Here is a 25081-nt window from a genome sequence, read left to right on the forward strand (position 1 = left end):
GAGCAGCGGCCTTTTAAGCCGTGGGTCATGGGTTCGAATCCCATCGCTCCCACCACATACACATCATTTCGGACCTTCTTCGGTCTGGACTCATTCGGGCCTGGGCCAGTGGGCCGCATCCGGATCCAGCCAGACCTCAGCTCCGGCGCCGACTACGGCCGCGGGAATATGCTCACCAGAACGCCAGCGGGCGACGGCATCGGCCTTACCTGCTCCCGTGACCAGAAAGAAGATCCGCCGACTACGGCGCAGACGCCAAGCGCTCAGAGAGATGCGCTTCGGTGGGGGCTTGACAGCATCGAACACCGGCAGCACGGCCGGTGCATCGGCCTCCATGCCCCAATCGCCGCCTGGAAAAAGGCTCGCACAATGGCCGTCTTCCCCCAGACCCAGCAACACCAGATCGAAATCCTGTGATGGCAAGGCGCGGGCGTAGATGGCCGCGGCCTCTTCCAGCGTTCCGGCCAGCGTCAAACGATGGTGCTGCCGAGCGGGGATGGGTACCTTTGCGGTCCACTGCGCCGTAACCATGCTGTCGTTGCGCTGCGGATCTCCCGCCGGAAGGTAACGCTCGTCACCGTAATAGAGGTGCCAGTCCTGCCAACGACGACCCAGCTGCGGCAGACGGGCGTAGGTCGCAGACGGGGTGTGACCTCCCGCCAGCACCAGGTGGAAGGCGCCACGCTGGGCGATGGACTCCGCCGCGATACGGGCGATGGCCTCGGCCAGTGCCTGCGCGAGCTCGTCGGCGTCGCGGTGGATGTGCCAGTTGGGTGCGACAGGCGCCATCAGATGCCCTGTGCCCCCAGCAGGTGACCGATGATGGTGGTGGCGACCAGGGACAGGGCGCCCCAAAAAAGGACGCGCAGGGAACCGCGCCACATGGGCGCACCGCCAGCGCGGGCGGCAACGGCGCCAAGGCTCGCGAGGAGCACCAGGGTGATTGCAAAGAGCAGCGGCAAGACCACGGCCCGCGGCGCAAAGGCTGCGGCCAGGACCGGAAAGACGGCTCCCGCCGCAAAGGACAGGGCAGAGGCACCGGCGGCCTGGATGGGACGCGCCTGCGCCATCTCCGTCAGTCCCAGTTCGTCGCGAGCGTGACTGCCCAGAGCGTCGTGCTCCATGAGCTGGGTTGCCACCTGCCGCGCCAAGTCTTCATCCAGACCGCGCTTGACGTAGATGTGGGTCAGCTCCAGCAGCTCCATCTCGGGATTCTTGCGCAGCTCCCGGGCCTCGATGGCGAGATCGGCGGCCTGGGTGTCGGCCTGGGAACTGACCGAGACGTACTCTCCTGCGGCCATGGAAAAGGCGCCGGCGACCAGGGCGGCGATGCCGGTCAGCACCAGCTGCTGGGTGCTCGCCTGGCTGGCGGCAACACCGGTGAGCAGCGCCGCCGTCGACAGCAAGCCATCGTTGGCACCGAGGACGCTGGCGCGCAACCAGCCCACTTGTTCGTGGTGGTGATGTTCATGGTGCTCGTGCTGCATCGCTTCTTGCCGGCGGGCGCTGCGGGCGGCGAGAGCGGCGCTTGGCGTTTCGGAAGTCATGGCGGAAACCTCTCTGGGCGGCTGTCGACTCAGTTTAAGAGGCGCGCGACCTTGGGTCCAGCGCAACGCAGTGCTAGTCTGTGATCATCTCGGTACGCGCGCGGAGAAGCACCACATGGCCGGATTGGAAGACTGGGTCGGCAACACTCCCCTCTGCCTTCTGCAGCGGCTGCATCGTCCCGGCAGGGTGCGCGTCTTTGCCAAACTCGAAGGCAACAATCCGGCGGGGTCTGTCAAGGATCGCGCCGCCACCCACATGATCCGGCGCGCTCTGGAGCGCGGTCGTATCGGTCCCGGCACCCGCCTCATCGAGCCTACCAGCGGCAATACCGGCATCGCTCTGGCCATGGCCGCGAGCGTCCGCGGGCTTCCCATCACCCTGCTCATGCCGGAAAACATGAGCATGGAGCGGCGTCAGGTGATGCGCGCCTTTGGCGCCGACATCCTCCTCACCCCTGCCACACAGGGCATGGAAGGTGCCATCGAACGCGCCCGCGCCATGGTGGCAGCGGGCGAGGGCGTCATGCTGGATCAGTTTTCCAACCCCGACAATCCCGAAGCCCATTACCTCAGCACGGGTCCGGAGATCTGGCGCGATACCCGCGGCAGCGTCACCCACTTCGTCTCGGCCATGGGCACCACGGGCACCATCATGGGCACCTCCCGCTACCTGCGCGAGGTGCGCCCGGATATCTGCATCGTCGGCGTGCAACCCTGCGAGGGATCGCAGATTCCGGGTATCCGGCGCTGGCCCGAGGCCTATCTGCCCGCCATCTACGACGCCTCCCGCGTGGATCGTATCGTCGACGTGGGCCAGGACGAGGCGGAAGAGATGACCCGGCGTCTGGCCCGCGAGGAGGGCATATTGGCCGGTATCTCCTCCGGGGGCGCCATGGTCGCGGCCCTGCGAGTGGCTGCCGAGCTGGATTCCGGCACCATCGTCAGCATCGTCTGCGACCGGGGCGATCGCTACCTCTCTACCGGCGTCTTTCCTGCCTGAGCAGAGCCGTGCATCGCCTGCCGCAAGAGGCTGTCGTCGTCCTTGGCTTCGGCCTTCTGGTGGGCCCGATTCCGACCACGGCCACCACCCTGGACATCCACGCCCAAAGCCTCAGCGGGCCCGGCTTCTCGCTGCAACAACCGAGCTTACGCTGGCATATGCAAAGCGCCGACAGTGGCCACATCGAGCTCTCCAGCGCCGCGCTGCAACTGAGACAACGCCGTGGCTGGCAACGGGCACGCTTCTCCTGCAGTCTGCACACCGCGGGCCCCTGGCGCTGCGAAGCTGGCTCCGGGCAGATCCTGTCCCAGGCCTTCGGACCCTTGTCCCTGCATTTTTCCGCGGACATCGCCGCCCTGGGCGGTCAGGCCAAGACCGAGCTGCGGCTGCGTGGCAATGGCCTGGGGAACTGGCAGGGATCCTGGCAGAGCAGGGCCGACGGTGTCTGGCACGGTCGGTGGCGAGGCCAGACGCCGGCCCGAATCTGGCTTGCTCCCTGGCTACCGGCACACTGGCGCAGCAGCGGCACGCTGGTCCTGGCGGGACAGGCGCAGGGGTCCTCCTGGCACGATCTGGGGGTCGTCGCGGTGGAAGGGGAGGCGCAGGATCTCGGCTGGCAGAGCCCCGACGGTCTGAAAGCCGCCGAGCACGGTAAGGCCCGCCTGCGCCTGGTGGCCGTGCACGACAAGGAATGGCAGGGAAGCGCCGTCTTGCACTGGCAGCAGGGTGCCATACTCTGGACCCCCTGGTTTGCGCAAGCGCCCAAAGAGGGTGCCGTCCGCCTCTCCAGCAACTGGGTGCTGGGCAGCCGGTCCTGGCAGTTGCGCGGCGGGGAGCTCACCTGGCCGGGCCTGGGGCAGGCGAGCTTCCAGGCCGAGCGCGTCGGCAAGCAGCCGGTGCATTGGTCCCTGGATGCCCGAGACGTGCAGATGCAGCCCTTCTACGCCCACTGGATCCGGCCGGTCATGACTGCCGGCAGCGTACCGGCACGCCTGGATGCCGCCGGAGTCGCCCAGATCGCCCTGAGCTTCGGGCCCGGCTTGCGCTCCGCCCGCTGGCGTTGGCGCGATGGAGCCCTGACAGATCCGCAGGGACATCTGCGCATCGATGGCATCACCAGTTCCGGCCACTGGTCGGCCACCGCTGCGGGCCAGGCGCGCCTCGACTGGCGCGCGGGGAGCGTTTATGCGCTACCTTTCGGCGCTCTGGATGGCGACTTCAGCCTGGGCCCGGAGAGCCTCGTGTCGCGCAGCCCCATGCAGGTAACCATGCTGGGCGGTAGCGTCGGTGTGCGGGATCTGCGAGCAAATTGGCACGGTGGCGGCCTTTCCTTGCGTATGAATGGCATCCTGCGAGATCTGCAGTTGGCGCCCCTGACCCGCGATCTTGGCTGGCCGCCCTTTACCGGAACCCTGTCTGCCAATCTGCCGCAGCTGGAATACGCCGGCGGACGGCTGAGCACCGACGGCACCCTCTCGGCACAGGTCTTCGGTGGGCAGGTGGATGTGCAGGATCTGGCCATCTCCCACTTTCTCGGAACGGCGCCCGTGCTGACGGCAGATATCCGCTTCCAGAATCTGCAGCTGCGACCCATGACGGACGTTTTCCACTTCGGTTATATCAACGGGGCTTTGGACGGCTATATCCACCACCTCGTGCTCTTGGATTGGCGGCCCGTGAGTTTCGACGCCCGTCTTTACTCTCGGCGGCAGCCGGGGCTGGAGCAGGAGATCAGCGCAACGGCCATCGAGAATCTGAGCCGTCTCGGCGGTGGCGGTGGCATCGGCGGAATGTTCCAGAGCCTGTATCTGCGGCTGTTCAAGACCTTCCACTACGAGAAGCTCGGCTTGGGTGTCCGCCTCCGGGATGGCGTTGCCGAGCTTTCGGGCGTCGGCGGCTCCGACGCGTCGGAGCCAAGCGATCATTTCATCCTCCTGCAGGGGGCGGGGCTGCCCAGGGTGAACATCGTGGGGTACAATCGGCGCACGCAATGGAGTGAGCTCGTGTCCCGTCTGATGGCTGCCATCCGCGGTGAGACGCCCATACAAGGAGGTCCCTGAGTGGAAACCCGTCTGGAAACAATGCGTCGTCTGGTTCGGAGCATGCTGGGCCTGGCCATGGTCGCCCTGCTCTCGGCCTGTGTCACCGTCAACATCTACTTCCCCGCGGCGGCGGCTCAGAAGCTCGCCGATCAGGTGGTGGAACAGGTCTACCGTGCTGCAGAAAAGGGCAAGGTCGACGTCCACGAGAAGGGGACGGCGCCCACGGACGCAAGCCCATCCTCGCCCAGTGCCCGCGGCCAGAGTTCCGCGGCTTTGGCGCCATCGGCCTGGGTCCGGCCGCGGGCGACCTCCCCCTGGTGGGAGCGCAGCGCCGGGGCGGTGGCCAACACCGTCTTCACCACGGTTAGCGGCACGGCAGAGGCAGCCGCCGACCTCAATGCCTCCAGCCCCGGGGTAGTGGCGGCCCGAGCCGAGCTCGAGTCTTTGGCCGCGCAGATGCAGCCCTACTTTGTCAGCGGAGCTGTGGGCTACACCAGCGCCGGTCTGGTCGCTGTGCACGATGCCGACGCGGTCTCCCTGGCCCAACGTGCTGCCCTCCCGAGCCTCGTGAGCAGCTACAACCGTGCCCTCGACAACCTGTATCAGCAGATCGCCGACGCCAACGGTCATCCGGAGTGGAAGGCGCAGATTCAGGAAACCTTCGCCCAGGCCTGGATCCGTAAGGCACCGCCCGGCTACTGGTATCAGACCGCCGGCGGGAGCTGGCAGCGCAAGTGAGCCGCGGCACGGAGCGGGCGTGTCGGGCGGCCGGGCAGGGACGCCTTTGCCGCCGCTGACTGAAGGCCACTCATGACTCGCCCCAGGCCTTTGCGGGACATGCCGGTGGAGCGCGTCGACGTCACCGGTATCGATGGCGAAGGGACCGGCGTCACCCGTGTCGATGGCAAGGTGCTCTTCGTCGCCGGAGCCCTGCCGGGAGAGCGGGTGCTGGTCCGCCGCTATGAGGGTACGCCGCGCTACGATCGGGCACGGGTGCTGGAGGTGGAAAGAGCCTCGTCGCAACGGGTCGTCCCCCCCTGCGCCCACGCCGGCGTGTGCGGCGGCTGCAGCCTGCAGCACCTCGAGCCCGGTGCCCAGATCGCCGTCAAGCAACGGCAGCTGGAGGATCAACTCCGGCACATCGGGCGGGTGCGCCCGGGACGGATCCTGCCACCCATCCAGGGACCCAGTCTGCACTACCGCAGCAAGGCGCGACTGTCGGTACGGGTGCCGAAGACGCGCGGTGCCCTAGTGGGCTTTCGCGAGTACCACTCGAGCTTTGTCACGGCCATGGAAAGCTGCCCCGTGCTGGATGCGCGGGTCGGCGAGCGTATCCTCGATCTGCGCGCCCTGGTGGCCCGCCTCCAGCATCCGCAGGCCATCCCCCAGTGGGAGGTGGCCTGTACCGCGGAGCACGCCGTCCTCATCCTGCGCCACCTGGAGGACCTAGGTGCCAACGATCTGCGCCTGCTGCAGGGCTTCGCCGACGAACACGGCCTGCATATCCTTTTGCAGGGTGGCGGTCCCGAGAGCCTGCGGCCGCTACCCGGCGCAGAGCTGCCGCAGCTGAGCTATACCCTGCCGGAGTTCGACCTCGATCTGCAGTTTCAGCCCCTGGGTTTCATTCAGGTCAACCAGTGGGTCAATCCGGTCCTGGTACGGCGCGCCATGGCCCTGCTCGCGCCGGAGCCCGGTGAGGACATCCTGGATCTCTTCTGTGGGCTCGGCAATTTCACCCTGCCCATGGCGCGCCTGGGCGCTCGCGCGCTGGGCATCGAGGGGGATGCTCGCCTGGTCGCCCAGGCGCAGCGCAATGCCGAGCGCAACGGTCTCAGCGCGCATGCGCGATTCCTGACGGCAGATCTGACCCAGACCGCCCTGGCCGACCTGCCCGGTGGAGCCGGCGTGCGCAAGATGCTCATCGATCCGCCCCGCTCCGGGGCCATCGACATCCTCAAGGGCATCGGTCCCGCCCTGCGGCACCTGGTGTACGTCTCCTGCAACCCCGATACCCTCGCCCGCGACAGTGCCTATCTCGTGCAACAACAGGGCTTTCGCCTGGAAGCGGCGGGGATCGTCAATATGTTTCCGCACACGGCTCATGTCGAATCCGTCGCCCTCTTCACCCGCTGAGTACGCCTGGCTCTGGGTGGACGCCCGCCAGCAGCGGGTCGAATTGCGCCAGGGCAGCCGGATCCGCTGGTCGGCTCCGGCCTCCACGGCCCGTGCTGGCCTGGGCGAGCTGCGCGACAGCGGCTGCACGCCGCGCGGCTGGCATGAAATCCGGGCGCGCATTGGGGCCGGTCTGCCGGCCACGGCCATCCTGCGCGGGCGTCGCTGGACGGGTCGCTGCTGGTCCGCCGCCGACGGCGAGGAAGCGGACTGGATCCTGGGCAGGATTCTCTGGCTCTCGGGTCTGGAGTCGGGACGTAACCGCGGCGGTCCGGTGGATACCTTTCGTCGCTACATCTATCTGCACGGAACGGCCCAGCGCGGACGGCTGGGGACGGCGGCGTCCGCCGGTTGCGTCCGCCTCGCGCCCGAGGACATCTGTGCGCTTTTCGAGCTCTGTCCACCGCGGCTGCCCGTCTACATCGGTGTCGATACCCCCCTGTCACCACCGCCCCGGAGATACTGAATGTCCTGGTTTCCTTTGCCGCGCTGGCGCCGTGGTCTGGATGTCTTCAATCCCAAAAACTTCGAGAGCGTCACTTTTGCCGCCTTCCTTGCCTGGGTGGGGCTCGGGGCCGACGCGCTGTCGTCCTCGGCCTACGGTCCACCGGAGATCTACTACGCCCTCAAGGGACACGAATACCTCTCGGTCTTCCTGGCCATCGGCATTCCCCTGACGGTATTCATCATCGCGGCCGGTTACAAGCAGGTCATCTCCCTTTTTCCCGAAGGCGGCGGCGGCTACCACACCGCCACCACCCTGCTGCATCCGCTGGCCGGCCTCGTGAGTGGTTCGGCCCTGATCATCGACTACATCCTCACCGCCGCCATCTCCGTCGCCTCGGGCACCGAGGCCGTGCTGAGCCTCCTGCCGGGTGGCTGGTACGCCTGGCGGATTCCCATCGATGTCGGCATCCTCCTGTTCCTGGTGATGATCAATCTGCGGGGGGCAAAAGAATCCATCAAGATCCTCTTGCCCATCTTTCTGGGCTTCATGCTCAGCCACATACTGGTGCTGGGCTGGGGCCTCTTCTCGCACCTGCCGCAGCTGCCGCAGGTGGCCCAGGATACGGTGCGCGGCACGCAGAGCGATCTCGGCCACTTCGGCCTGATCTTCATCGTCGCCCTGGTGTTGCGTGCCTTCAGCATGGGTGGTGGTACCTATACCGGTCTCGAAGCCGTGGCCAATGGCGTGCACATGCTGCGCGAGCCACGCGCCCAGACCGGTCGACGGGCCATGAATTACCTCGCCGTTTCCCTATCCTTGGTGGCGGGCAGCCTGATCTTTCTGTATCTGCTCTATCACGTTCAGGTCGTCCACGGTCAGACCCTCAATGCGGTGCTCTACCGCGGCATCACCGAACACTGGACGGTGGGGAATCTGAACCTGGCGCCGGCGGCCCTGTGGTTCACGCTGCTGACGGAGGGGCTGCTGCTCTTCGTCGGTGCCAACAACGGTATCATCACCGCGCCCATCGTCATGGCCAACATGGCCGTGGATCGCTGGCTGCCGGAGCGTTTTTCCTATCTATCGGATCGCTTCGTCGCCCGCAACGGCGTCCTTCTCATTGGCGCGGCGGCCATCGCCATCCTGTTGGCCACCGGCGGCCAGGTGCGCGTGCTGGTGGTGCTCTACAGCATCAATGTGTTCATCACCTTTACCCTGACCATGGCGGGACTCTCCCGCTACTGGTGGCGGCAGCGCGGACAGCATCCCGCCTGGGCCAAGCGCCTGACCGTCAGCACCGTCGGCCTGGTGGTGACGGCGTCCATCCTGCTCATCACTATCTTCGAGAAGTTCGATGCCGGCGGCTGGTTCACCCTGTTGGTCACGGGCATCGTCATCGTCCTGGCCTGGTTCATCTACCGGCACTACCAGGAGCTCGGCAAGCTCACCCGCGAGCTGGACGAGACCATGCTCGACATCGTCCCCGAGGACATCCAACCAGGGCCGCCCCTGCCTTTGGATCCGCGCGCCAATACCGCCGTCTTCTTCGTCAACCGCTTCGACGGTCTGGGCTTGCACACCCTGCTGACGGCGCACCGCATGGTGGGCGGTTTCGTCACGAACTATGTCTTTCTCCTGGCAGGCATCGTCGGCCAGGGGGAGTTCAAGGGACGCAAGGCTGTGGAACAGCTCAAGGTCTATGTCGAGACCGAGGGCAACCAATACGTGGCCTTCTGCCGCAGCCAGGGCATGCCGGCCACCTGGTTTGCCACCTACGGCACCGACCGTATCCAGGCCATGGAAGAACTGGCCAAGGTAGCCATACGCTACTTCCCTCAGAGCATCTTCTTCGCCGGGCGGGTGATCGACTCCAAACATCGCAATGCCATCTGGGGCATCCTCCACGACGAGGTCAGCTTCATCATCCAGGATCGCCTGCAGCACGACGGCTTCAGCATGATGATCGTGCCGGTGCACGTGCACGGCTTCAGCAGCCAGCTGGCCAGCATCTCCCTGCCCATTTCCATGCCACCGGACCTCGAACTGGTACAGGCCGATCCCGCCCGGGGTAAGCCAGCTTCGGAATCGGATACCCATGACCCAGCCTTCCGCACCTAAAGCCGTCTCTCTCCCCCGTGGCCCGCTCATGGTGGATCTCGATGGTGTGGCCCTGGACGCGGCCGAGCGTAACCTTCTGCGCGATCCGGCCGTGGGCGCCGTCATCCTCTTTGCCCGCAACTGCGTGTCTGCCGCGCAGGTGGCAGAGCTTTGCCGGGAGATACATGCCCTGCGTGATCCGCCTCTGCTCATCGGCATCGATCAGGAGGGCGGGCGGGTGCAGCGCCTGCGCCAGGGCGTCACGCGCTTTCCGCCGCAAAGAGCTCTAGGCCGCCTGGCCGAAGCCGAGGGGATCGAGAGTGCCATCGCGATGGCTCGCGACTGGGGCCGGTTGCTGGCCGCCGAGTTGCGCGAGCTGGGCATCGATCTCGATTTCACTCCCTGCGTGGACATCGACTGGGGAGTGTCCGAGGTCATCGGCGATCGGGCCCTGAGCGAGCGGCCGGAATGGGTGGCGCAACTGGCTGGAGCGCTGTGGTCGGGCCTGCAGGAACAGGGGCTTGCCGGTGTCGCCAAGCATTTTCCCGGGCACGGCGCGGTGACGGCAGACTCGCACACGAGCCTGCCCGAAGATCTCCGTCCCTGGCCACTGCTGCAAGCAGACCTGCAGCCTTTTCGGGCCCTCATCGCCGCCGGTATCCCGGCCATCATGCCGGCACACTGCCTCTACCCCGCCGTCGACCCGCGCGACCCCGCCGGCTTCTCGCAGCGCTGGCTGCAGGGGATCCTCCGCGAAGAACTGGGCTTTCAAGGTATCATCGTCAGCGACGATCTGGTCATGGCCGGTGCCGCCGTGATCGGTGACATGGCTGCGCGCGTGCAGACGGCCCTGAGTGCGGGTGCCGAACTCCTGCTAGTTTGCAACGACCGATCGGCGGTAGAGGAGGCATTGACGGTCCTGCATCGACACCGTCTGCCGCAACCCCGGCTGGAGGCGTTGCAAGGCCGCCCGGCAGCCTCGGTGCTCCGCCCCGCTGCGCGCGATGCGATCCGCGCGCGGCTTGCCAGACTCTGAGCCATGGCCTGCCCGCCACAGGGCAAGCGCTTGTTTTTCGCGGGGCAACAGGTAGAATACGCGCTCACCTTTTTTCCGGTGTCTCCTTGTTCGGACGATCGGCGTCCGGACTCCCCGTGAACCGTAAGGAGCTATATTTTGCGGCATTACGAAATTGTTTTTCTGGTCCACCCCGACCAGAGCGAGCTGGTCCCCCAGATGATCGAACGCTATCGCGGCATGATCGAAGGCGACGGCGGCACCATTCACCGTCTGGAAGACTGGGGTCGACGCCAGCTGGCCTATCCCATCAAGAAAGCCCACAAGGCCCACTACATCCTCATGAATGTCGAATGCTCCGCCGCCGCCCTGGCGGAACTGGAAGACGCCTTCCGCTTCAGCGACGCGGTCCTGCGCCACCTGATCCTGGCACGGGACGAGGCCATCACTGAGCCCTCCTTCCTGGCGCGGGACGACAGTGACCGCCGTGAGCGCAGCGAGGGTCAGGAAGAAGAAACGCAAACGGCGGCCGCGGAATAAGGCCATCGTCGGAGCATCATCAGTCTAGGAGTTCGCATCATGGCATTTCAGCAAAGAGATCGGGACCGGGATCGGGATGGCGATGATCGCCGCGGTGGCGGTGGCTTCTCCCGGCGGCGCAAGTTCTGTCGTTTCAAGGCGGAGGGCGTCAAGGAGATCGATTACAAGGATCTCAAGACCCTTCAGGCCTTCGTCGGCGAAACCGGCAAGATCGTGCCCAGCCGCATCACCGGTACCAGCACGCTTTACCAGCGGCAACTGGCGACGGCCATCAAGCGGGCCCGCTTCCTGGCGCTCCTGCCCTACGTCATCCGCTGAGCGCGGGTTGCTGCGAAGGTGAACAGGGCAGACCAGTCTTCGGGTTTCCTGGGCTGGTTTCTCAGTGGCCGCTGGCAGGCCAGCGCCGCTGTTGTCCTGCTTTTCGCGTTGGCGCGGCTGTTGCCGGTGCTGGCTCTGCCCCTCCTGATCAACGTCGTTGCCTTGCTGGCACTGGTGACCATGCAGGCGGGACGCAGGGAGAGTCTGGAGGTGCTGGCCATCGCCACCGTCGGCGTCGGCATAGTCACCTGGAGTCCGGCCTTCGCCCTGGCCTTCGTGCTGCTGGGCTGGCTCCCCGGTCGTCTCATCGGCGAAGGTCTGCTGTGGCGTGAAGACTGGCGGGGCCTGCTCTGGGCCCTGGCCATTCTGGGCGTGCTGTGTCTAGTGGTGACGCTCTGGGTCCTGCCGGGTGCCACGGGCCCCGAATACTGGCAGAGTCAGTTCGGAACGCTCCTGAAACCCCTGGCGGATCGTCTGAGTGCCCAGCAAAAGGAGGCCATCGATCTCGTGGTCCCTTTCACGCCCGGGGTGGTTTCCCTGGCGGTAGTACTCATGGGAACGGTGGCTGGGGTTCTGGCAAGCCGGTGGCGCGAACGGCTGCAGGGCGATCTGCGGGTACGGCGGCCTTTTTCGACCCTGGTTCTGCCGGACTGGTGGATCTGGCCGTTTCTGCTCGCTACCGCAGCCAGTCTGGTGCTGACGGGTCTTGGCCTGTGGTGGGTAGAAAACTTGACGCTTTTCTTGAGCGCCTTCTACCTGCTCCAAGGCCTCAGTCTGGTACACCTGTGGTTCGCGCTGCGGAGCTGGCCGGCCTGGGGGCTGGTGGTATTCTATCTGGGGCTGATCCTGCTCTCGCGGCTCGCCTTGCCGGTGATGCTGCTGGGCATTCTGGATCGTTTTTTTTCCTGGCACGGACGCCTGCGGCCACCGGGACAGTGACAAGAGAAGAGGTACCGGTACCGTGCCGGTGCCGCACGCAATCTTTAGAGGAAAGTCCACATGAAAGTCATACTGTTGGAACGCATCAACAAACTCGGACGCCTGGGTGATGTGGTCGAGGTGCGCCCTGGCTACGGCCGTAATTTCCTGGTGCCCCAGGGCAAGGCGGTCCTGGCCACGCCCAGCAATCTTGCAAGCTTTGCCGAGCGCAAGGCAGCCCTCGAAGCGGCCGAGCAGGAGCGTCTGCAGGCAGCGCAGGCACGTGCCGCGGCCTTGGCGGATGTGGTCCTGCGCATCGCTCTGCAAGCCGGCGAAGACGGTCGTCTCTTTGGCTCCGTCAGCCATCACGATATCGCCCGACTGCTGGGTGAGATGGGCCACCAGGTGAGCCACAGCGAGGTGCGTCTGGCCGAAGGCCCCATCAAGCGTGTGGGCGAGCACACCGCCCGTCTTCACCTCCACCCCGAAGTCGAGCTCGACATCAACGTGGTGGTGGAGCGCGCCTGAGCCCGGAGCCCCGGGCATGGATTACGATGCTGCGCTTCGGGATGGGGGTGCCGTCAAGGCTTTGCCCTATTCCCTGGAGGCCGAGCAGGCGGTCATCGGCGGCCTGCTCATCGATCCCGAAAGCTGGGATCGCATCGCCGACCTGCTGAGTCCGGAAGACTTTTACCAAAGGCGGCACCAGGTTCTCTATCGATGCATCGGCCAGATGCTTCTGGAACAGAAGCCTCTGGACGCCATCACCCTCGCCGAGTATCTGCAGGATCACGAACTCCTGGCGGAGGCCGGCGGCGTCGCCTACGTGGTGGAGCTGGCCAATGCCACACCCTCCGCTGCCAATGTGCCTGCCTATGCCAGCATCGTGCGGGATCGCGCCATTCTGCGCTCGCTCATCCACGCGGGGAGGGAAATTGCCGACCTCGCCTATCGACCCGAGGGGCGGGACGCCCAGACCCTTCTGGAAGAGGCCGAGCGCCGGATCTTTGAACTGGCCCAAGGTCAGAAGCAGAACGGCGCGGTCTTCACCCGCGTCAAGGACGCGCTGCCGCGGGTCATCGATCGCATCGAGGCCAATGCCCGCGAGCGTAAGACCGTCACAGGTCTGCCCACGGGCTTTGCCGATCTGGACGAAAAGACCTCTGGACTCCACCCCGGTCAGTTGGTCATCGTTGCGGGAAGACCGAGCATGGGCAAGACCGCCTTCGCCATGAACATCGCCGAGCACGTCGCCTGCTCCGAAGGCTTGCCGGTGGCCGTGTTCAGTATGGAAATGCCGACGGAAGAGATCGTCCTGCGCGCGCTGTCCTCGCGCGGGCGGGTGGATCAGCACCGCCTGCGCAATGGCAGCCTGGGCAATGACGACTGGCCGCGTATCGCCACGGCCATCGGTGAACTGGGCAAGGCGCCGCTCTTTACGGACGATTCCGCGGCACTCACGCCCGGCGAACTACGTTCCCGAGCGCGTCGTCTCAAGCGCGAACAGGACCTGCGCCTGATCATCGTCGACTATCTGCAGCTGATGCAGGTACCGGGTCGCTCCGACAACCGCGTCGCGGAGATATCCGAAATCAGTCGCTCCCTCAAGGCCCTGGCCAAAGAGCTCCAGGTTCCGGTCATCGCCCTCTCCCAGCTCAATCGCAGCCTCGAGAACCGCACGGAAAAACGACCGCAGATGTCCGATCTGCGCGAATCCGGCGCCATCGAGCAGGATGCCGACCTCATCCTGTTTCTCTATCGCGACGAGGTCTACAACAAGGACAACGAAGAGGTGAAAGGCATCGCCGAGGTCATCATCGGCAAACAGCGCAATGGTCCCATCGGCACCGTGCGCATGAGCTTCTTCGGCGAATACACCCGCTTCGAAAACTACGCTCCGCCCGGCGCTTACAACTAGTCCACAGCGGCAACGCCCTGCGACATGGCCTTTCTTGACAATTTGCGCTTCTATTCTAATTTTAGGTAGGCGGTTTGCATCTTACTACGGCCAACCGCTGCATATACCAGCAAAGACGGAGGAAGAACGTGGAGATCAGATCATTTGCAATCGTCCTTGCGTTTGCGACGCTTGGTACGAGCACACTAGCCCAAGCGCAGAACACTAATCCCATAGTGGCCACCAACAATGAGATTGGTATTGCTGCAACGGGTACCCTCATGAACTATCAGGAGCATATCTCCCCTGCCCCTACCTATGGCTCCGATATCGAATCGGGGTGGATGCCGGGTTTTGCCATCCATCTGAGCGGGATGAACAACAAACTAACCCCCAATCTATATTTTGCGATCAATTACAATTACGCATCCGGCTCCATAGCGTATCACGGCTCCACTTCGGTCGAGCATCTCAACACTAGCGATAATGCCACTACCAACCGCGTTTTGGCACGCTTAGGTAAAGGGTTTGTCCTCTCATCAAATAACATGCTCACGCCCTATGTCGCAGGCGGATACCAGAACTGGGACCGCAGACTGCAAGGACCTGGCGGCTATAACGAGTATTATCATGCTGGGCTCGTAGGTGCTGGGGTACTCTTCCAGCACGCATTCTCGCCGCGCCTGGTGGTCGGCGTCGATGGTCAGTTCCTGGCAGTCGTAGGCGCTGGAATAAACGTCCCCGGGACAGTGCAAGTCAGCGGTCCTTTCACCGTTGCGGACACGGGCTTCAACGGCGGCTTTGGCACCAGTGGCCAAGAGCGCATCAAAATCAGTGCAGACTACGCCATGAGCAGCCAATGGCATATCTTCGGCGGCCTGAACTTCACCCACTTCACCTATACCGGTACCAAAGAATATCCTTTTACGGAAACCATCAGCTATAACGGAACCCCCATTATCCAGTCCCCTGGAACGGTCAAGGAGCCTCCCTCCTCAACCAATCTTTTTGGCATGGAGTTGGGCCTGGCTTACAGCTTCTAGCTTTCGCAGCCACCGCATACAGTCACTCTGCGGCATAGAGCGGCTCGCGCCTTTTTGGCGCGGTCGGGTTACACTACAACCATGACTCGTCCCGTCCGTGCCTGTATCTCCGCTTCCGCCCTGGCGCACAATGTGGCGGTGGCGCGGGCGCGGATGCCGGGTTCGAGGCTCATGGCGGCGGTCAAGGCCAATGCCTACGGGCATGGCCTTGCGGTATGCGCGCCGATCCTGGCGGCAGCGGGAGTGGATGCCTTTGCGGTGGCCGGCATGGAAGAGGCCGAGACCCTGCACGGGCTGGGGCTCGCCCCACCCGCCTGCCTACTGGCCGGGCCCTTCGCTGCAGAGGAAATTCCCCTGGCCGCCGCCCACGGCCACCAACTGGTCATCCATCGGCGCGAGCAGCTGGCCTGGCTGCAGCAGAGTCGCTGGACCGAAACGCTCTCCCTGTGGATCAAGGTGGATTCGGGCATGCACCGCCTCGGCTTTGCCCTGGCAGACCTGGATCGAGTCTTCGCGGATCTGCAGGCCGTCCACTGCCCCACTCGTATCCATGGGCTACTCAGCCACATGGCGCGCAGCGATACCCCAGCCGACCCCTACAACGACCAACAGATAGGGCTTTTCCGGGAGGCCATCCTTCGCTGGGGCGAACATACCCTGGGCGAGCACTCGCTGGCCAACTCCGGGGCGGTGCTGGCGCTCTCCTCGGCGCGCTTTCCCTGGATGCGCCCCGGTCTCATGCTCTACGGACTCTCGCCCTTTCCCGACGCTGCCGGCAGCGATCTAGGTCTGCGCCCGGCACTCTCCTGGCAGGCGCAGATCATCGCCACCCGCCGTCTCGCCGCTGGGGAATGGCTGGGCTACGGCGCAGCCTATCAGGCCCCACGGGATCAGCGGGTCGGGGTGGTCGCCTGCGGTTACGGCGATGGTTTTGATCGCCACCTGGGGCAGGGCACAGCGATCTGGATCGGCGCCCAGCCTAGCCGGACCCTGGGGCGTGTCAGCATGGATCTGCTCTTTGTCGATCTCGATGGCTGCGCTGCCGGAGAAGGCGACTGGGTCACCCTCATGGGCGCCGGTGGCGAGCCGCTGGAACACCTGGCGGGGCAGTTGGATACCATCCCCTATGAACTGGGGACCCGCATTCAGGCGCGGGTGCCGCGGCTGGTCGTGCCGTGAGTCGCGAGCGCAGTCTCTACGTCTGCCAGGACTGCGGTGGCGTCAGCCCGAAGTGGCTGGGGCGCTGCCCCGACTGCGGCGCCTGGAACAGCCTCGTGGAGCAGCGGGTCGAGCGCGACGACAGTCGCAGGGGGAGCAGCTCCGCCTATGCCGTAGCCAGCGCTCCGGAGTTCCTCCACAGCATCGCTGCCGATGCCACGGAGCGACAATCCACAGGCTTGCAGGAACTGGATCGGGTCCTGGGCGGCGGACTGGTAGCAGGCGCCGCCATCCTGCTGGGGGGCGAACCCGGCATCGGCAAGTCCACCCTCATGCTCCAGATCGCCGAGGGCCTCGGTCGCGAACGTCCCGTCCTGTACGTGACGGGCGAGGAATCCTCGGCACAGGTGGCGCTACGAGCCCGGCGTCTGCAGGTACGGGGAGAGGGCATCCGCGTCGTGGCGGAAAATCACTGGGAGGTCATCGCCGGTATCCTGGAGGCAGAAAAACCGGCCATCGTTCTGGTGGACTCCATCCAGACCCTCTTCAGCGACAGTCTGCAGTCGGCGCCGGGTTCCGTCGCCCAGGTACGCGAGTGCGCGGCTCGTCTGGTACGCCACGCCAAAAGCTCCGGCGCCAGCGTCTTTCTGGTGGGGCATGTGACCAAGGAAGGTGCGATTGCCGGCCCCCGGGTCCTGGAGCACATGGTGGACACCGTCCTCTACTTTGAAGGGGAGGCCGGCAGCCCGTATCGCCTGATCCGGGCCATCAAGAACCGCTTCGGCGCGGCCAACGAGCTGGGCGTCTTCGAGATGCGCGAAAGGGGCTTGCAGGAGGTACGCAATCCTTCTCGCCTGTTCCTCTCCCAGCACGAGCGACCGGTACCCGGCAGTGTCGTGCTCGCTACCCAGGAAGGCACCCGCCCTCTCCTGGTGGAGGTCCAGGCCCTGGTCACGCCCAGCCCTTTGGCCAATCCGCGGCGGGTGGCCATCGGTCTCGATCCCAATCGTCTGTCCTTACTCCTGGCCATCCTGCACCGCCACGGCGGTAGCTTTTTCTTCGACCAGGACGTCTTCGTCAATATCGCTGGCGGCATTCGCGTCGATGAGCCTGCTGCGGACCTGGCCGTGGCCATGGCCCTGCTGGGCAGCTTCCGCAATCGTCCCCTGCCCGACGGCACGGTAGTCTTTGGCGAGTTGGGTCTAGCCGGGGAGGTACGACCTGTGGCGGCCACGGACACGCGTCTGCTGGAGGCGGCCAAGCTCGGTTTTTGCCGTGCCATTTTGCCGCGGGGCGAACATCCAAAGATGGCGGGGTTCACGACTTTGCCCTGTGCGCGCTTTCAGGACGCCGTCGACGCCGCCTTTGCCAGCTGAGCGGGCTCTGGGCGGCGTGACTTTGGCCCTTGCAGCGAAGTCTGGCGATGGGTTATGGTGACCGTGTCCGATCTCGTTCGGATCACATTATCTACTTATATATCATACTGGTAGAAAGTTCTTTTTCGAACCGATGCAAGAGTGGAGGGCTTCATGAAGCACAGGATTTCGACGCAGCATTCCCCGCGAGCACAGCACAGCGCGACCCGTTTCGGTGGTCTCATCCTCGCCGCCGGCGCGAGCCTGCTCCTGGCCACCAGCGCCTTCGCTGCCCCGAGCCCGCAGCTGAGTCCCACGCAGCTTCACCAGTTTGCCGGTGCCGTCAAGGACCTGCAGGCGCTCAACAACCAGGTACATCAGGAGGCCATGAATCCCAAGCTGACACCCGCGCAGAAGGAAAAGCTCAAGAACGAATACATGGCCAAGACCAACTCCATCCTCGCGCAGCACCATCTAACGGCGCAGCGCTATACCGAACTCCTGCAGGAAACCCAAAGGGACCCCGCCTTTGCCAAGGAAGTCGAAGGCGCCATGCGCTGAGCTGCAGCAAGCACGCCTCGGCACCTGCCCTCTCCGGAGGCTAGGCCCGGCAGACCCCTACCCCGCGGTAGGGGTTTTTGTTTCAGTCGGATCCCCCGACACGGCTGGCATCGGGGATGTGAATGGCGTCCAGCAGAGCGCTGGACAAACGGCGGTGTTGCTTTTCCAGCTCTTCCATCTGCTGTACCCAATGCTGCCCATCCCGGTCCGCAAAAGCGGCAATGGCATCGTGATAGTCCCGATACACCGCGAGAATCCCTTGGGCTTGCGCCTCGGGTAAGCGGCAGATATCCCGGTAGGTTGGGCAGTTGCTGGGATCGCGCAGGGATGGCAGGTCGAGGATGGTCCAGGACTGCCGCAGGGCCTTGCGCAACACCGCGTGTTCGGTCATCTGCTCGGCATAGATCCCCAGCAGGCTGCGCTGCCCCGTCTGCCGCAGCGGCGCGCAGCCGGATATGAGAAACTCGCGCAGAGAGGCCAGGGGCATGGGGCGGGCGATGGCATATCCCTGCAGGTAGCGCACCCCCAATACCGCCACGGCGTCACGGATGGCCGCCGTTTCCACGCCTTCGGCCACCAGCTCCACATCGAGACTGGAGCTCAACTCCAGCAGGGCCTCGACGAAATGCAGGTCGCCGGGGCGCTCCTCCAAACCCCGGACGAAGGCCTGATCCAGCTTGATCTTGTCGATGGGTAGCTCCTTCAGACGCAGGAGCGAGGAGTACCCGCTGCCGATGTCGTCCAAAGCCAGTCGGACACCGATGGCCTTGAGATCCAGGAGATGATCCTGAGCCAGGCGTCGATCGAGGAAGTCCCCGCTCTCCAGCAGCTCGAAGACCACGCGATGAGGAGCGACCCGCTGCCCCAGCAACGTGTGCTGCACGCACTTGAGGCAGGTGACGCCGATGAGCTGAGGATCGAGGTTCACCGATACCCACAGCTCCGGGTCCAGATCGCTCAGCGCAGTCAGAGCGGCCAAGGACTGCTGCAAGATCTGCTGAGACAGGTCGAAAAGGTCGGTTTCCTGGAACTGGGGCAGGAAGTCACCAGGGGCGAGGACGGTGCCGTCCTCCCCGCGTATCCGCGCCAGCGCCTCGATCCCAACCACACGGCCCGTCTGCTGATCCCAGATGGGCTGAAACCAGGCCTCGGCACCCTGAACGCGAAAGCGTTCCCGCAGGGGGTAGAGCCGTTTGGCACTTTGGGGAGCCTCCCAGAAGGACCAAGGCCGCAGACGCTGCCCCTTTTGCTGTTTGGCGGCGAACAGAGCCTGATCCGCCTCCCGCAGCAGCTCATCCAGATTCCCCTGGGCGGAAAAGGGATAGATGCTGATCCCCATGCTGACGCCAATGTGCGCTTCTACCCCGTCGCGCAGGTGGTAAGGCTGGCGCAGGGCCCGCTGAACCTTGTCGAGAATGGGCTCCAACTCATCCAGCTGACGCAGTCCCTCCAGTATCAGGACAAACTCGTCGCCTCCCAGACGGGCGATGGCATCGCTGCGGCGCAACTGATCGCGCAGTCGCTGGGCCACCAGCACCAAAAGGGCATCTCCCTGATCGTGGCCGTAGCGATCGTTGATGGGCTTGAAATCGTCCAGATCCAGCATCACCACCGCCAGAAGGCGCTCGTCCGCATCGGCGCGACGTTGCGCCCGCAGCAGTTCCTCGTCCAGCGCGCGGCGATTGAGCAGATCCGTCAGCGGATCGTGGCGCGCCAGACGCTCCAAGGTCGCTTCGCGAGCCTTCTGATGGCTGGTATCGAAAAAGTGCGCGATATAGTGGCTGACCTGCCCGCTCCCGTCCTGCACAGCGGTGATGCTCAGAAACTCGGGATAGACCTCGCCATTCTTGCGGCGATTCCAGATCTCCCCTTGCCAGGCTCCCTCCAGCTCGATCTGCCGCCACATGGCCTCATAGAACTCCGCGCCCTGTTTGCCCGAATGCAGGATGGCCGGCGTCAGGCCCCGTACCTCCTCCAAGCTGTACCCGGTGACGCGGGTGAAGGCCTGATTGACCTTGACGATGCGCCTTTTCGCATCGGTGATCATGATGCCTTCCTGGGACTCGAAGGCTCGGGCCGACAAACGGAGTTCCTGTTCCTTTTCCCGAGACTGGGTCACATCCCTCTGCACCGAGACGAAATGGGTGACCTGTCCATGCGCGTCCATCACTGGGCTGATGTTGAGAGCGTTCCAGAAAGGCGTGCCGTCGCGGCGATAATTGAGGAGCTCGCCGTGAAAACCCCGACCCTCGGCAAGGGCGTTGCGCAGGCTCTGCCGCATGGCCGGATCCGTATCGGGTCCCTGCATGAAACGGCAGTTCTTGCCCAGGATATCGTCCAGCTCATAGCCGCTGAGGCGCAGGAAGGCTGGGTTGGCGTAGACCACCCGCTGCTCGGCATCCGTGAGCAGCACGCCCTCGTCGATGGCGCGCAGGGCCGCCGCAAAGCAACGGTCCCGCCCGTCCCGTTCCTCTTCGAAGAGCACCTCGGCGATGACGGCAGCGATGCTCTCCAGAATCCGCACCTGCTCGGAATTCGGGGCGCGCTCGGTGAAACTCGACAAGGCAAAAGTGCCGAGAACATTGCCGAAACTGTTGCGGATCGGGGTGGACCAGCAGGCCAGCAGGGTGAATTCCTCAGCCAGATCCCGAAGCCCCGCCCAGCGCGGATCGCGCAAGGTTTGGCTGACGAAGACGGAATCGTTGCGCAGCACGGCGTTGCCACAGGAGCCGCTCTCGGGCCCCGGACGCAGGCCGTCCAGACGCAGGCGCGCCGCCTCCGGAACGCTCGGCGCGGCAAAGAGGCGCAGAACCCCGTCGCCGTCCAGCAGCATGACCGAGGCCAGCGCTCCCTCCGTCAATCTCTCAGCCAAGAGACAAAGACTTTCCACGAGGTCCCGGGCACCGTCGAGAACCGTACCCGACTTATCCTGTACTACCGAATCTAAGATAGCTCCACTCCCCTTCCAGCGAGCTCAGGTCCAAACCTCTCCGTGTTCCCGTCTCGGCTGTCCAGAGACCTGCCCACCGATCAGGACGGCAGGTAGGGTGCTACGCCGAAGGTTTCGAACACGGTATCGATGGCTTGATGCTGCGCTCCGTGGACCACGGCATCGAAGATGTCCTGATCCGTCCAGCCCAGACGGCGCAATTGCTCTACCTCTTTTGCGCCGACACTGTGTGGATCATGCACCGCTTTGAGGACATAGTCCAGAAGGGCATTTTCCCGATCTGTCAATGGACCCTGCGCCGGTTGCTTGCGCGCCTTGGCGATGGCCTCCTTGCTGAATCCGGCATTGAGGAGCAATGCCTCATTAAACCCAATACAAAATTTGCAGTTGCCTTCTTCCGACAGGATATATCGCAACAAAGCCAAGAAATTGGCAGACAGATGCGGATGCTGACCAAAATATCCCAGATTTTGCCATTGACTGCGCAAAAGCGCGGGACTCACGCCAAAGAGCTGCAAACCTTCGGGCACTCCGCCAAAAGCTTTTTGTATCTCGCCATAGATTTGCGCTAGTTCGCCTTGTGCCTGTTCCGGAGGGGTAAGTTTTAGGTCCATCGCAATTTGCTCCTTTCGCATTCCGCTTAATTAGGACAACGCGGGCTGAACGCCAAGTGAGTCGGCCCGCTCTTATTATCATACCGATCGGTCGGTATTTAGTCAAAGGCGATGGCGCTTGCGTTCGCGAAAGCGTGAATCCGCTCCATGAGTATTCGCTACCTTACTCATTGGCGAAGCTCTCCGCAGAGGACTATACCTAGGGCGATAGCCTGACAATCGTGACAAGAGGAGCGAGCGCGTCCACCGCACCCCGGGGCTTTCCACAATCGGCAAGAGGCTCTCCTCTGAGCGCTGCGGCGGTGAACACGGTCCTCGGGGGGACGTTGTGACCCAGGATTTCGACATTTTAGTAGTGGGCGGGGGCATCAACGGCGCCGGTATCGCGCGGGATGCCGCCGGACGCGGTCTCAGCGTGGCGCTGGTGGAACAGGACGATCTCGCCTCCCACACCTCGTCGGCCAGCACCAAGCTCATTCACGGCGGGCTTCGTTATCTGGAGTACTACGAATTTCGTCTGGTTCGCGAGGCGCTCATGGAACGCGAACGCCTGTTGGCCATCGCGCCGCACATCATCTGGCCATTGGAGTTTGTGCTCCCGGAGGGACCGGGCAGCCGCTCCCGCTGGAAAATCCGTGCCGGCCTGTGGCTCTACGATCATCTTGCCCCGCGCCAGACCCTGCCGGCATCCAAGCCGCTTCGCTTTGGGCCGCATCCGGCAGCCGAGGTGCTTCAGAGCAGCTACCGGCACGGATTCAGCTACTCCGACTGCTGGGTAGAGGATAGCCGCCTGGTGGTATTGAACGCCATGGACGCCGCTGCCCACGGCGCGCAGATCCTGACCCGCACCCGCCTCGAAAAAGCCTCGGCGGAAGGCGGCCGCTGGCGTGCTCAGTTGCGGCATCGCGGTGATGGCCACGGCAGTGAGATCAGCGCTCGCGTCCTCGTCAACGCCGCGGGCCCTTGGGTGGGGGACGTCCTCCACGGCCCACTGGGACTGCAAACGGACAAGACCGTGCGCAAGGTCAAGGGCAGCCACATCATCGTACCGCGGCTCTATGAGGGCGAGTTCGCCTTTATCCTGCAAAACCCGGATAAACGCATCGTTTTTGCCATCCCTTACGAGCACCGATTCACTCTCATCGGCACCACCGACATCCCCTATGAAGGGGATCCAGCATCCCTGACCATCTCCGCCGAAGAAACCCAGTACCTCTGCGACAGCGTCAACCGCTATTTCCGCCGCGCCGTACATCCAGAAGACGTGGTGCGCAGCTATGCCGGCGTCCGTCCCCTGTACGACGATCACGCCGCCAACGCCTCGGCCGTCACCCGCGATTACGTCCTCGACCTGCAGGACGACGGACACCCGCCACTTCTGTCCGTATTCGGTGGCAAGATCACCACTTATCGTCGTCTGGCGGAACACGCGCTGAGCCTGCTACAACCCGTTCTGCAGTTTGCGGACAGGGCTCCCTGGACCGCGTCCCGTGCCCTGCCGGGAGGGGATCTGGGCGGGCGTACCTTTGCCGACTTCGCCCACGACCTTGGCCAGCGCTATCCATTCCTCGCGCCGGAGCTTGCTTGGCGCTTAGCGCGAGCCTACGGCAGCCGCGCTGAGCTCTGGCTCCGGGGAGCCCAAAGTTTGGGTGACCTGGGCGTGGATTTCGGAGGCGGCCTGACCCAGGCCGAGGTGGACTACCTCTGTGACCAGGAATTCGCCCAGGAAGCCGAGGATATCCTCTGGCGTCGTTCCAAATTGGCCTTGCACCTGCCCGAGGAATCGGGCGTGCGATTGGCGCAGTATCTGCGCGCTCGGAAAGAAGGAAAGGAGAACCATCCAACTACCAGGCAACGACGGGGTTGAACCCCGTGAAGGAGCGGTATCGTGTCCGATCAATTTGTGGGAGCCATCGACCAAGGAACCACCAGTACCCGCTTCATGGTCTTCGACCGCCAGGGCAAGGTCATCACCTCGGCGCAGAAAGAGCACAAGCAGATCTATCCCCAACCCGGCTGGGTCGAGCACGACCCCATGGAAATCCTGGACAACACCAATGAGGTCATCGGCGCCGCCCTGGCACGGGCCAAACTGAGCGCCGAGAACCTGCTGGCCGTGGGCATCACCAACCAGCGGGAAACCACCGTGCTCTGGGACCGCCATAGCGGTGTGCCGCTGACCAATGCTCTGGTGTGGATGGATACCCGCAACGACGCCTTGGTGCAGCGTTTCGCCCGAGACGGCGGCCAGGATCGCTACCGAGAGCGCACCGGCCTGCCGCTGGCCACATACTTTTCCGGGCTCAAGCTCGCCTGGATCCTAGAGAATGTTCCAGGTGCTCGTGCCGCCGTGGAGCGGGGCGACGCCCTCTTTGGCAACATCAACACCTGGCTAGCCTGGCAGCTCACCGGCGGACCCAAGGGGGGGCGCCATATCACCGATGTCAGCAATGCCAGTCGCACCATGCTCATGGATCTCGCCAGCTGTCGCTGGGACCCCGACCTGCTCCAAGATTTCCGGATCCCGGCGGAGTGCCTGCCTGAGATCCTGCCCTCTTCCATGGTCTACGGCGAGATGTGCTGTGCCCCCCTGCGCGGCACCCCCCTGGCGGGCATGCTCGGCGACCAGCAGGCAGCGCTTTTCGGCCAGACCTGCTTCCGCCCCGGCGCGGCCAAGAATACCTATGGCACCGGCTCCTTTCTGCTCATGAACACCGGCACGGAACTGGTACGCTCCAAGGCCGGCCTGCTCTCCACCGTCGCCTACCAGCTGGCCCAGCAAGCGCCGGTCTATGCCCTGGAGGGTGCCATCGCCATCACCGGCGCCCTGGTGCAGTGGCTGCGGGACAACCTGCGCCTCTTTGACGTCGCCGGCCAGATCGAACCCCTGGCCCGCAGCGTTCCGGACAACGGCGACGTGTACTTCGTGCCCGCCTTTTCCGGTCTCTATGCGCCTTACTGGCGGGACGATGCCCGCGGCATCATCGCCGGCCTCACCCGCTTTGCCACCAAGGCCCACATCGCCCGCGCGGCGCTGGAATCCACCGCCTACCAGGTGCGCGATGTGGTGGAGGCGATGGAGCAGGACAGCGGCATTCCCCTGCGACGCCTGCGCAGCGACGGCGGCATGGTGGTCAACGAACTGCTTATGCAGTTTCAGGCGGACATCCTGGCCAAGCCGGTGATCCGGCCCAAGATGATCGAGACCACGGCCCTGGGCTCCGCCTACGCCGCCGGACTCGCCGTCGGCTACTGGAAAAGCCTGGACGACCTGCAAAGCAACTGGGGTGTGGACCGAGAATGGGAACCGGCCATGGCCGAGTCCGAGCGCACCCGTCTCTACCGTTCCTGGAAGAAGGCGGTGGAAAGGTCCTTTGCCTGGGTGGAGTGAGAGACGAGGAGGAAA

The 25081-nt window shown here is 64.4% G+C and carries 22 protein-coding genes; 18 read left to right on the forward strand and 4 right to left on the reverse strand.

Annotated elements, in window-relative coordinates:
* Positions 1-90: 90 nt before the first annotated feature.
* Together pgl and Q0C23_RS04490 are read right to left on the reverse strand one after the other, a co-directional pair.
* Positions 91-789, reverse strand: coding sequence for a 6-phosphogluconolactonase (pgl, locus tag Q0C23_RS04485; protein WP_291511185.1), 699 nt, complete (start codon positions 787-789; stop codon positions 91-93).
* Positions 789-1547 (reverse strand): VIT family protein, encoded by a 759-nt coding sequence (locus Q0C23_RS04490; RefSeq protein WP_291511186.1) that lies wholly within the window; start codon positions 1545-1547, stop codon positions 789-791. The genes pgl and Q0C23_RS04490 overlap by 1 nt, the downstream gene beginning before the upstream one ends.
* Before the next feature lie 115 nt (positions 1548-1662).
* On the opposite strand from Q0C23_RS04490, the gene cysM reads away from it, so the two are divergent.
* From cysM to Q0C23_RS04570, 16 genes are all read left to right on the forward strand, one after another.
* Complete coding sequence (gene cysM / locus Q0C23_RS04495; protein ID WP_291511187.1) at positions 1663-2547, forward strand: cysteine synthase CysM; 885 nt, start codon at positions 1663-1665, stop codon at positions 2545-2547.
* 8 nt (positions 2548-2555) lie between these two features.
* Complete coding sequence (locus Q0C23_RS04500; protein ID WP_291511188.1) at positions 2556-4607, forward strand: hypothetical protein; 2052 nt, start codon at positions 2556-2558, stop codon at positions 4605-4607.
* Positions 4608-5327, forward strand: a complete 720-nt coding sequence (locus tag Q0C23_RS04505) for a DUF1318 domain-containing protein (protein WP_291511189.1) — start codon at positions 4608-4610, stop codon at positions 5325-5327.
* Between the two features lie 72 nt (positions 5328-5399).
* Positions 5400-6722 carry a 23S rRNA (uracil(1939)-C(5))-methyltransferase RlmD gene (rlmD, locus tag Q0C23_RS04510; protein WP_291511190.1) on the forward strand — a complete coding sequence of 441 codons (1323 nt, stop codon included), beginning with the start codon at positions 5400-5402 and terminating at the stop codon, positions 6720-6722.
* Positions 6691-7227, forward strand: coding sequence for a L,D-transpeptidase (locus Q0C23_RS04515; RefSeq protein ID WP_291511191.1), 537 nt, complete (start codon positions 6691-6693; stop codon positions 7225-7227). The genes rlmD and Q0C23_RS04515 overlap by 32 nt, the downstream gene beginning before the upstream one ends.
* On the forward strand, positions 7228-9327 hold the full coding sequence (locus tag Q0C23_RS04520; protein ID WP_291511192.1) for an APC family permease: 2100 nt from the start codon (positions 7228-7230) through the stop codon (positions 9325-9327).
* Positions 9305-10342 (forward strand): beta-N-acetylhexosaminidase, encoded by a 1038-nt coding sequence (gene nagZ, locus Q0C23_RS04525; protein WP_291511193.1) that lies wholly within the window; start codon positions 9305-9307, stop codon positions 10340-10342. The genes Q0C23_RS04520 and nagZ overlap by 23 nt, the downstream gene beginning before the upstream one ends.
* A 138-nt stretch (positions 10343-10480) precedes the next feature.
* Positions 10481-10861, forward strand: a complete 381-nt coding sequence (gene rpsF / locus Q0C23_RS04530) for a 30S ribosomal protein S6 (RefSeq protein WP_291511194.1) — start codon at positions 10481-10483, stop codon at positions 10859-10861.
* Between the two features lie 39 nt (positions 10862-10900).
* Positions 10901-11179, forward strand: coding sequence for a 30S ribosomal protein S18 (gene rpsR, locus Q0C23_RS04535; RefSeq protein ID WP_291511195.1), 279 nt, complete (start codon positions 10901-10903; stop codon positions 11177-11179).
* A gap of 18 nt (positions 11180-11197) precedes the next feature.
* Complete coding sequence (locus Q0C23_RS04540) at positions 11198-12118, forward strand: DUF2232 domain-containing protein (protein WP_291511196.1); 921 nt, start codon at positions 11198-11200, stop codon at positions 12116-12118.
* A 60-nt stretch (positions 12119-12178) separates the two neighbouring features.
* The gene (gene rplI, locus Q0C23_RS04545) at positions 12179-12625 is read left to right on the forward strand and encodes a 50S ribosomal protein L9 (protein ID WP_291511197.1); all 447 of its coding nucleotides are present in this window, start codon (positions 12179-12181) and stop codon (positions 12623-12625) included.
* A 16-nt stretch (positions 12626-12641) separates the two neighbouring features.
* Positions 12642-14015, forward strand: a complete 1374-nt coding sequence (gene dnaB, locus Q0C23_RS04550) for a replicative DNA helicase (protein ID WP_291511198.1) — start codon at positions 12642-12644, stop codon at positions 14013-14015.
* 128 nt (positions 14016-14143) lie between these two features.
* Positions 14144-15037, forward strand: a complete 894-nt coding sequence (locus tag Q0C23_RS04555; RefSeq protein WP_291511199.1) for a hypothetical protein — start codon at positions 14144-14146, stop codon at positions 15035-15037.
* A gap of 81 nt (positions 15038-15118) precedes the next feature.
* Positions 15119-16216: an alanine racemase gene (gene alr / locus Q0C23_RS04560; RefSeq protein WP_291511200.1), complete on the forward strand. Its 1098-nt coding sequence runs from the start codon at positions 15119-15121 to the stop codon at positions 16214-16216.
* Complete coding sequence (gene radA, locus Q0C23_RS04565) at positions 16213-17571, forward strand: DNA repair protein RadA (protein ID WP_291511201.1); 1359 nt, start codon at positions 16213-16215, stop codon at positions 17569-17571. Before alr ends, radA begins: the two co-directional genes overlap by 4 nt.
* Before the next feature lie 153 nt (positions 17572-17724).
* Positions 17725-18111 carry a DUF4168 domain-containing protein gene (locus tag Q0C23_RS04570; RefSeq protein WP_291511202.1) on the forward strand — a complete coding sequence of 129 codons (387 nt, stop codon included), beginning with the start codon at positions 17725-17727 and terminating at the stop codon, positions 18109-18111.
* An 82-nt stretch (positions 18112-18193) separates the two neighbouring features.
* On the opposite strand, the gene Q0C23_RS04575 is transcribed toward Q0C23_RS04570, so the two are convergent.
* Together Q0C23_RS04575 and Q0C23_RS04580 are read right to left on the reverse strand one after the other, a co-directional pair.
* On the reverse strand, positions 18194-21001 hold the full coding sequence (locus Q0C23_RS04575; protein WP_291511203.1) for an EAL domain-containing protein: 2808 nt from the start codon (positions 20999-21001) through the stop codon (positions 18194-18196).
* Between the two features lie 140 nt (positions 21002-21141).
* Positions 21142-21696, reverse strand: coding sequence for a hypothetical protein (locus Q0C23_RS04580; RefSeq protein ID WP_291511204.1), 555 nt, complete (start codon positions 21694-21696; stop codon positions 21142-21144).
* A gap of 307 nt (positions 21697-22003) precedes the next feature.
* Here Q0C23_RS04580 and glpD point away from each other — a divergent pair, with 307 nt between their 5' ends.
* Positions 22004-23542 (forward strand): glycerol-3-phosphate dehydrogenase, encoded by a 1539-nt coding sequence (glpD, locus tag Q0C23_RS04585; RefSeq protein WP_291511205.1) that lies wholly within the window; start codon positions 22004-22006, stop codon positions 23540-23542.
* A 21-nt stretch (positions 23543-23563) separates the two neighbouring features.
* A complete protein-coding gene (gene glpK, locus Q0C23_RS04590) occupies positions 23564-25066 on the forward strand; it encodes a glycerol kinase GlpK (protein WP_291511206.1) in 1503 nt (500 codons plus the stop codon).
* Positions 25067-25081 lie beyond the last annotated feature (15 nt).

This window comes from Acidithiobacillus sp. (assembly GCF_023256195.1).
Taxonomy (GTDB): domain Bacteria; phylum Pseudomonadota; class Gammaproteobacteria; order Acidithiobacillales; family Acidithiobacillaceae; genus Acidithiobacillus_A.

Excerpts from the sequence above, each read along its gene's own strand:
- pgl (WP_291511185.1), bottom strand. The coding sequence starts at position 789 with ATGGCGCCTGTCGCACCCAACTGGCACATCCACCGCGACGCCGACGAG.
- Q0C23_RS04490 (WP_291511186.1), bottom strand. The coding sequence starts at position 1,547 with ATGACTTCCGAAACGCCAAGCGCCGCTCTCGCCGCCCGCAGCGCCCGC.
- cysM (WP_291511187.1), top strand. The coding sequence starts at position 1,663 with ATGGCCGGATTGGAAGACTGGGTCGGCAACACTCCCCTCTGCCTTCTG.
- rlmD (WP_291511190.1), top strand. The coding sequence starts at position 5,400 with ATGACTCGCCCCAGGCCTTTGCGGGACATGCCGGTGGAGCGCGTCGAC.
- Q0C23_RS04515 (WP_291511191.1), top strand. The coding sequence starts at position 6,691 with ATGTCGAATCCGTCGCCCTCTTCACCCGCTGAGTACGCCTGGCTCTGG.
- Q0C23_RS04520 (WP_291511192.1), top strand. The coding sequence starts at position 7,228 with ATGTCCTGGTTTCCTTTGCCGCGCTGGCGCCGTGGTCTGGATGTCTTC.
- nagZ (WP_291511193.1), top strand. The coding sequence starts at position 9,305 with ATGACCCAGCCTTCCGCACCTAAAGCCGTCTCTCTCCCCCGTGGCCCG.
- rpsR (WP_291511195.1), top strand. The coding sequence starts at position 10,901 with ATGGCATTTCAGCAAAGAGATCGGGACCGGGATCGGGATGGCGATGAT.
- rplI (WP_291511197.1), top strand. The coding sequence starts at position 12,179 with ATGAAAGTCATACTGTTGGAACGCATCAACAAACTCGGACGCCTGGGT.
- dnaB (WP_291511198.1), top strand. The coding sequence starts at position 12,642 with ATGGATTACGATGCTGCGCTTCGGGATGGGGGTGCCGTCAAGGCTTTG.
- alr (WP_291511200.1), top strand. The coding sequence starts at position 15,119 with ATGACTCGTCCCGTCCGTGCCTGTATCTCCGCTTCCGCCCTGGCGCAC.
- Q0C23_RS04570 (WP_291511202.1), top strand. The coding sequence starts at position 17,725 with ATGAAGCACAGGATTTCGACGCAGCATTCCCCGCGAGCACAGCACAGC.
- Q0C23_RS04580 (WP_291511204.1), bottom strand. The coding sequence starts at position 21,696 with ATGCGAAAGGAGCAAATTGCGATGGACCTAAAACTTACCCCTCCGGAA.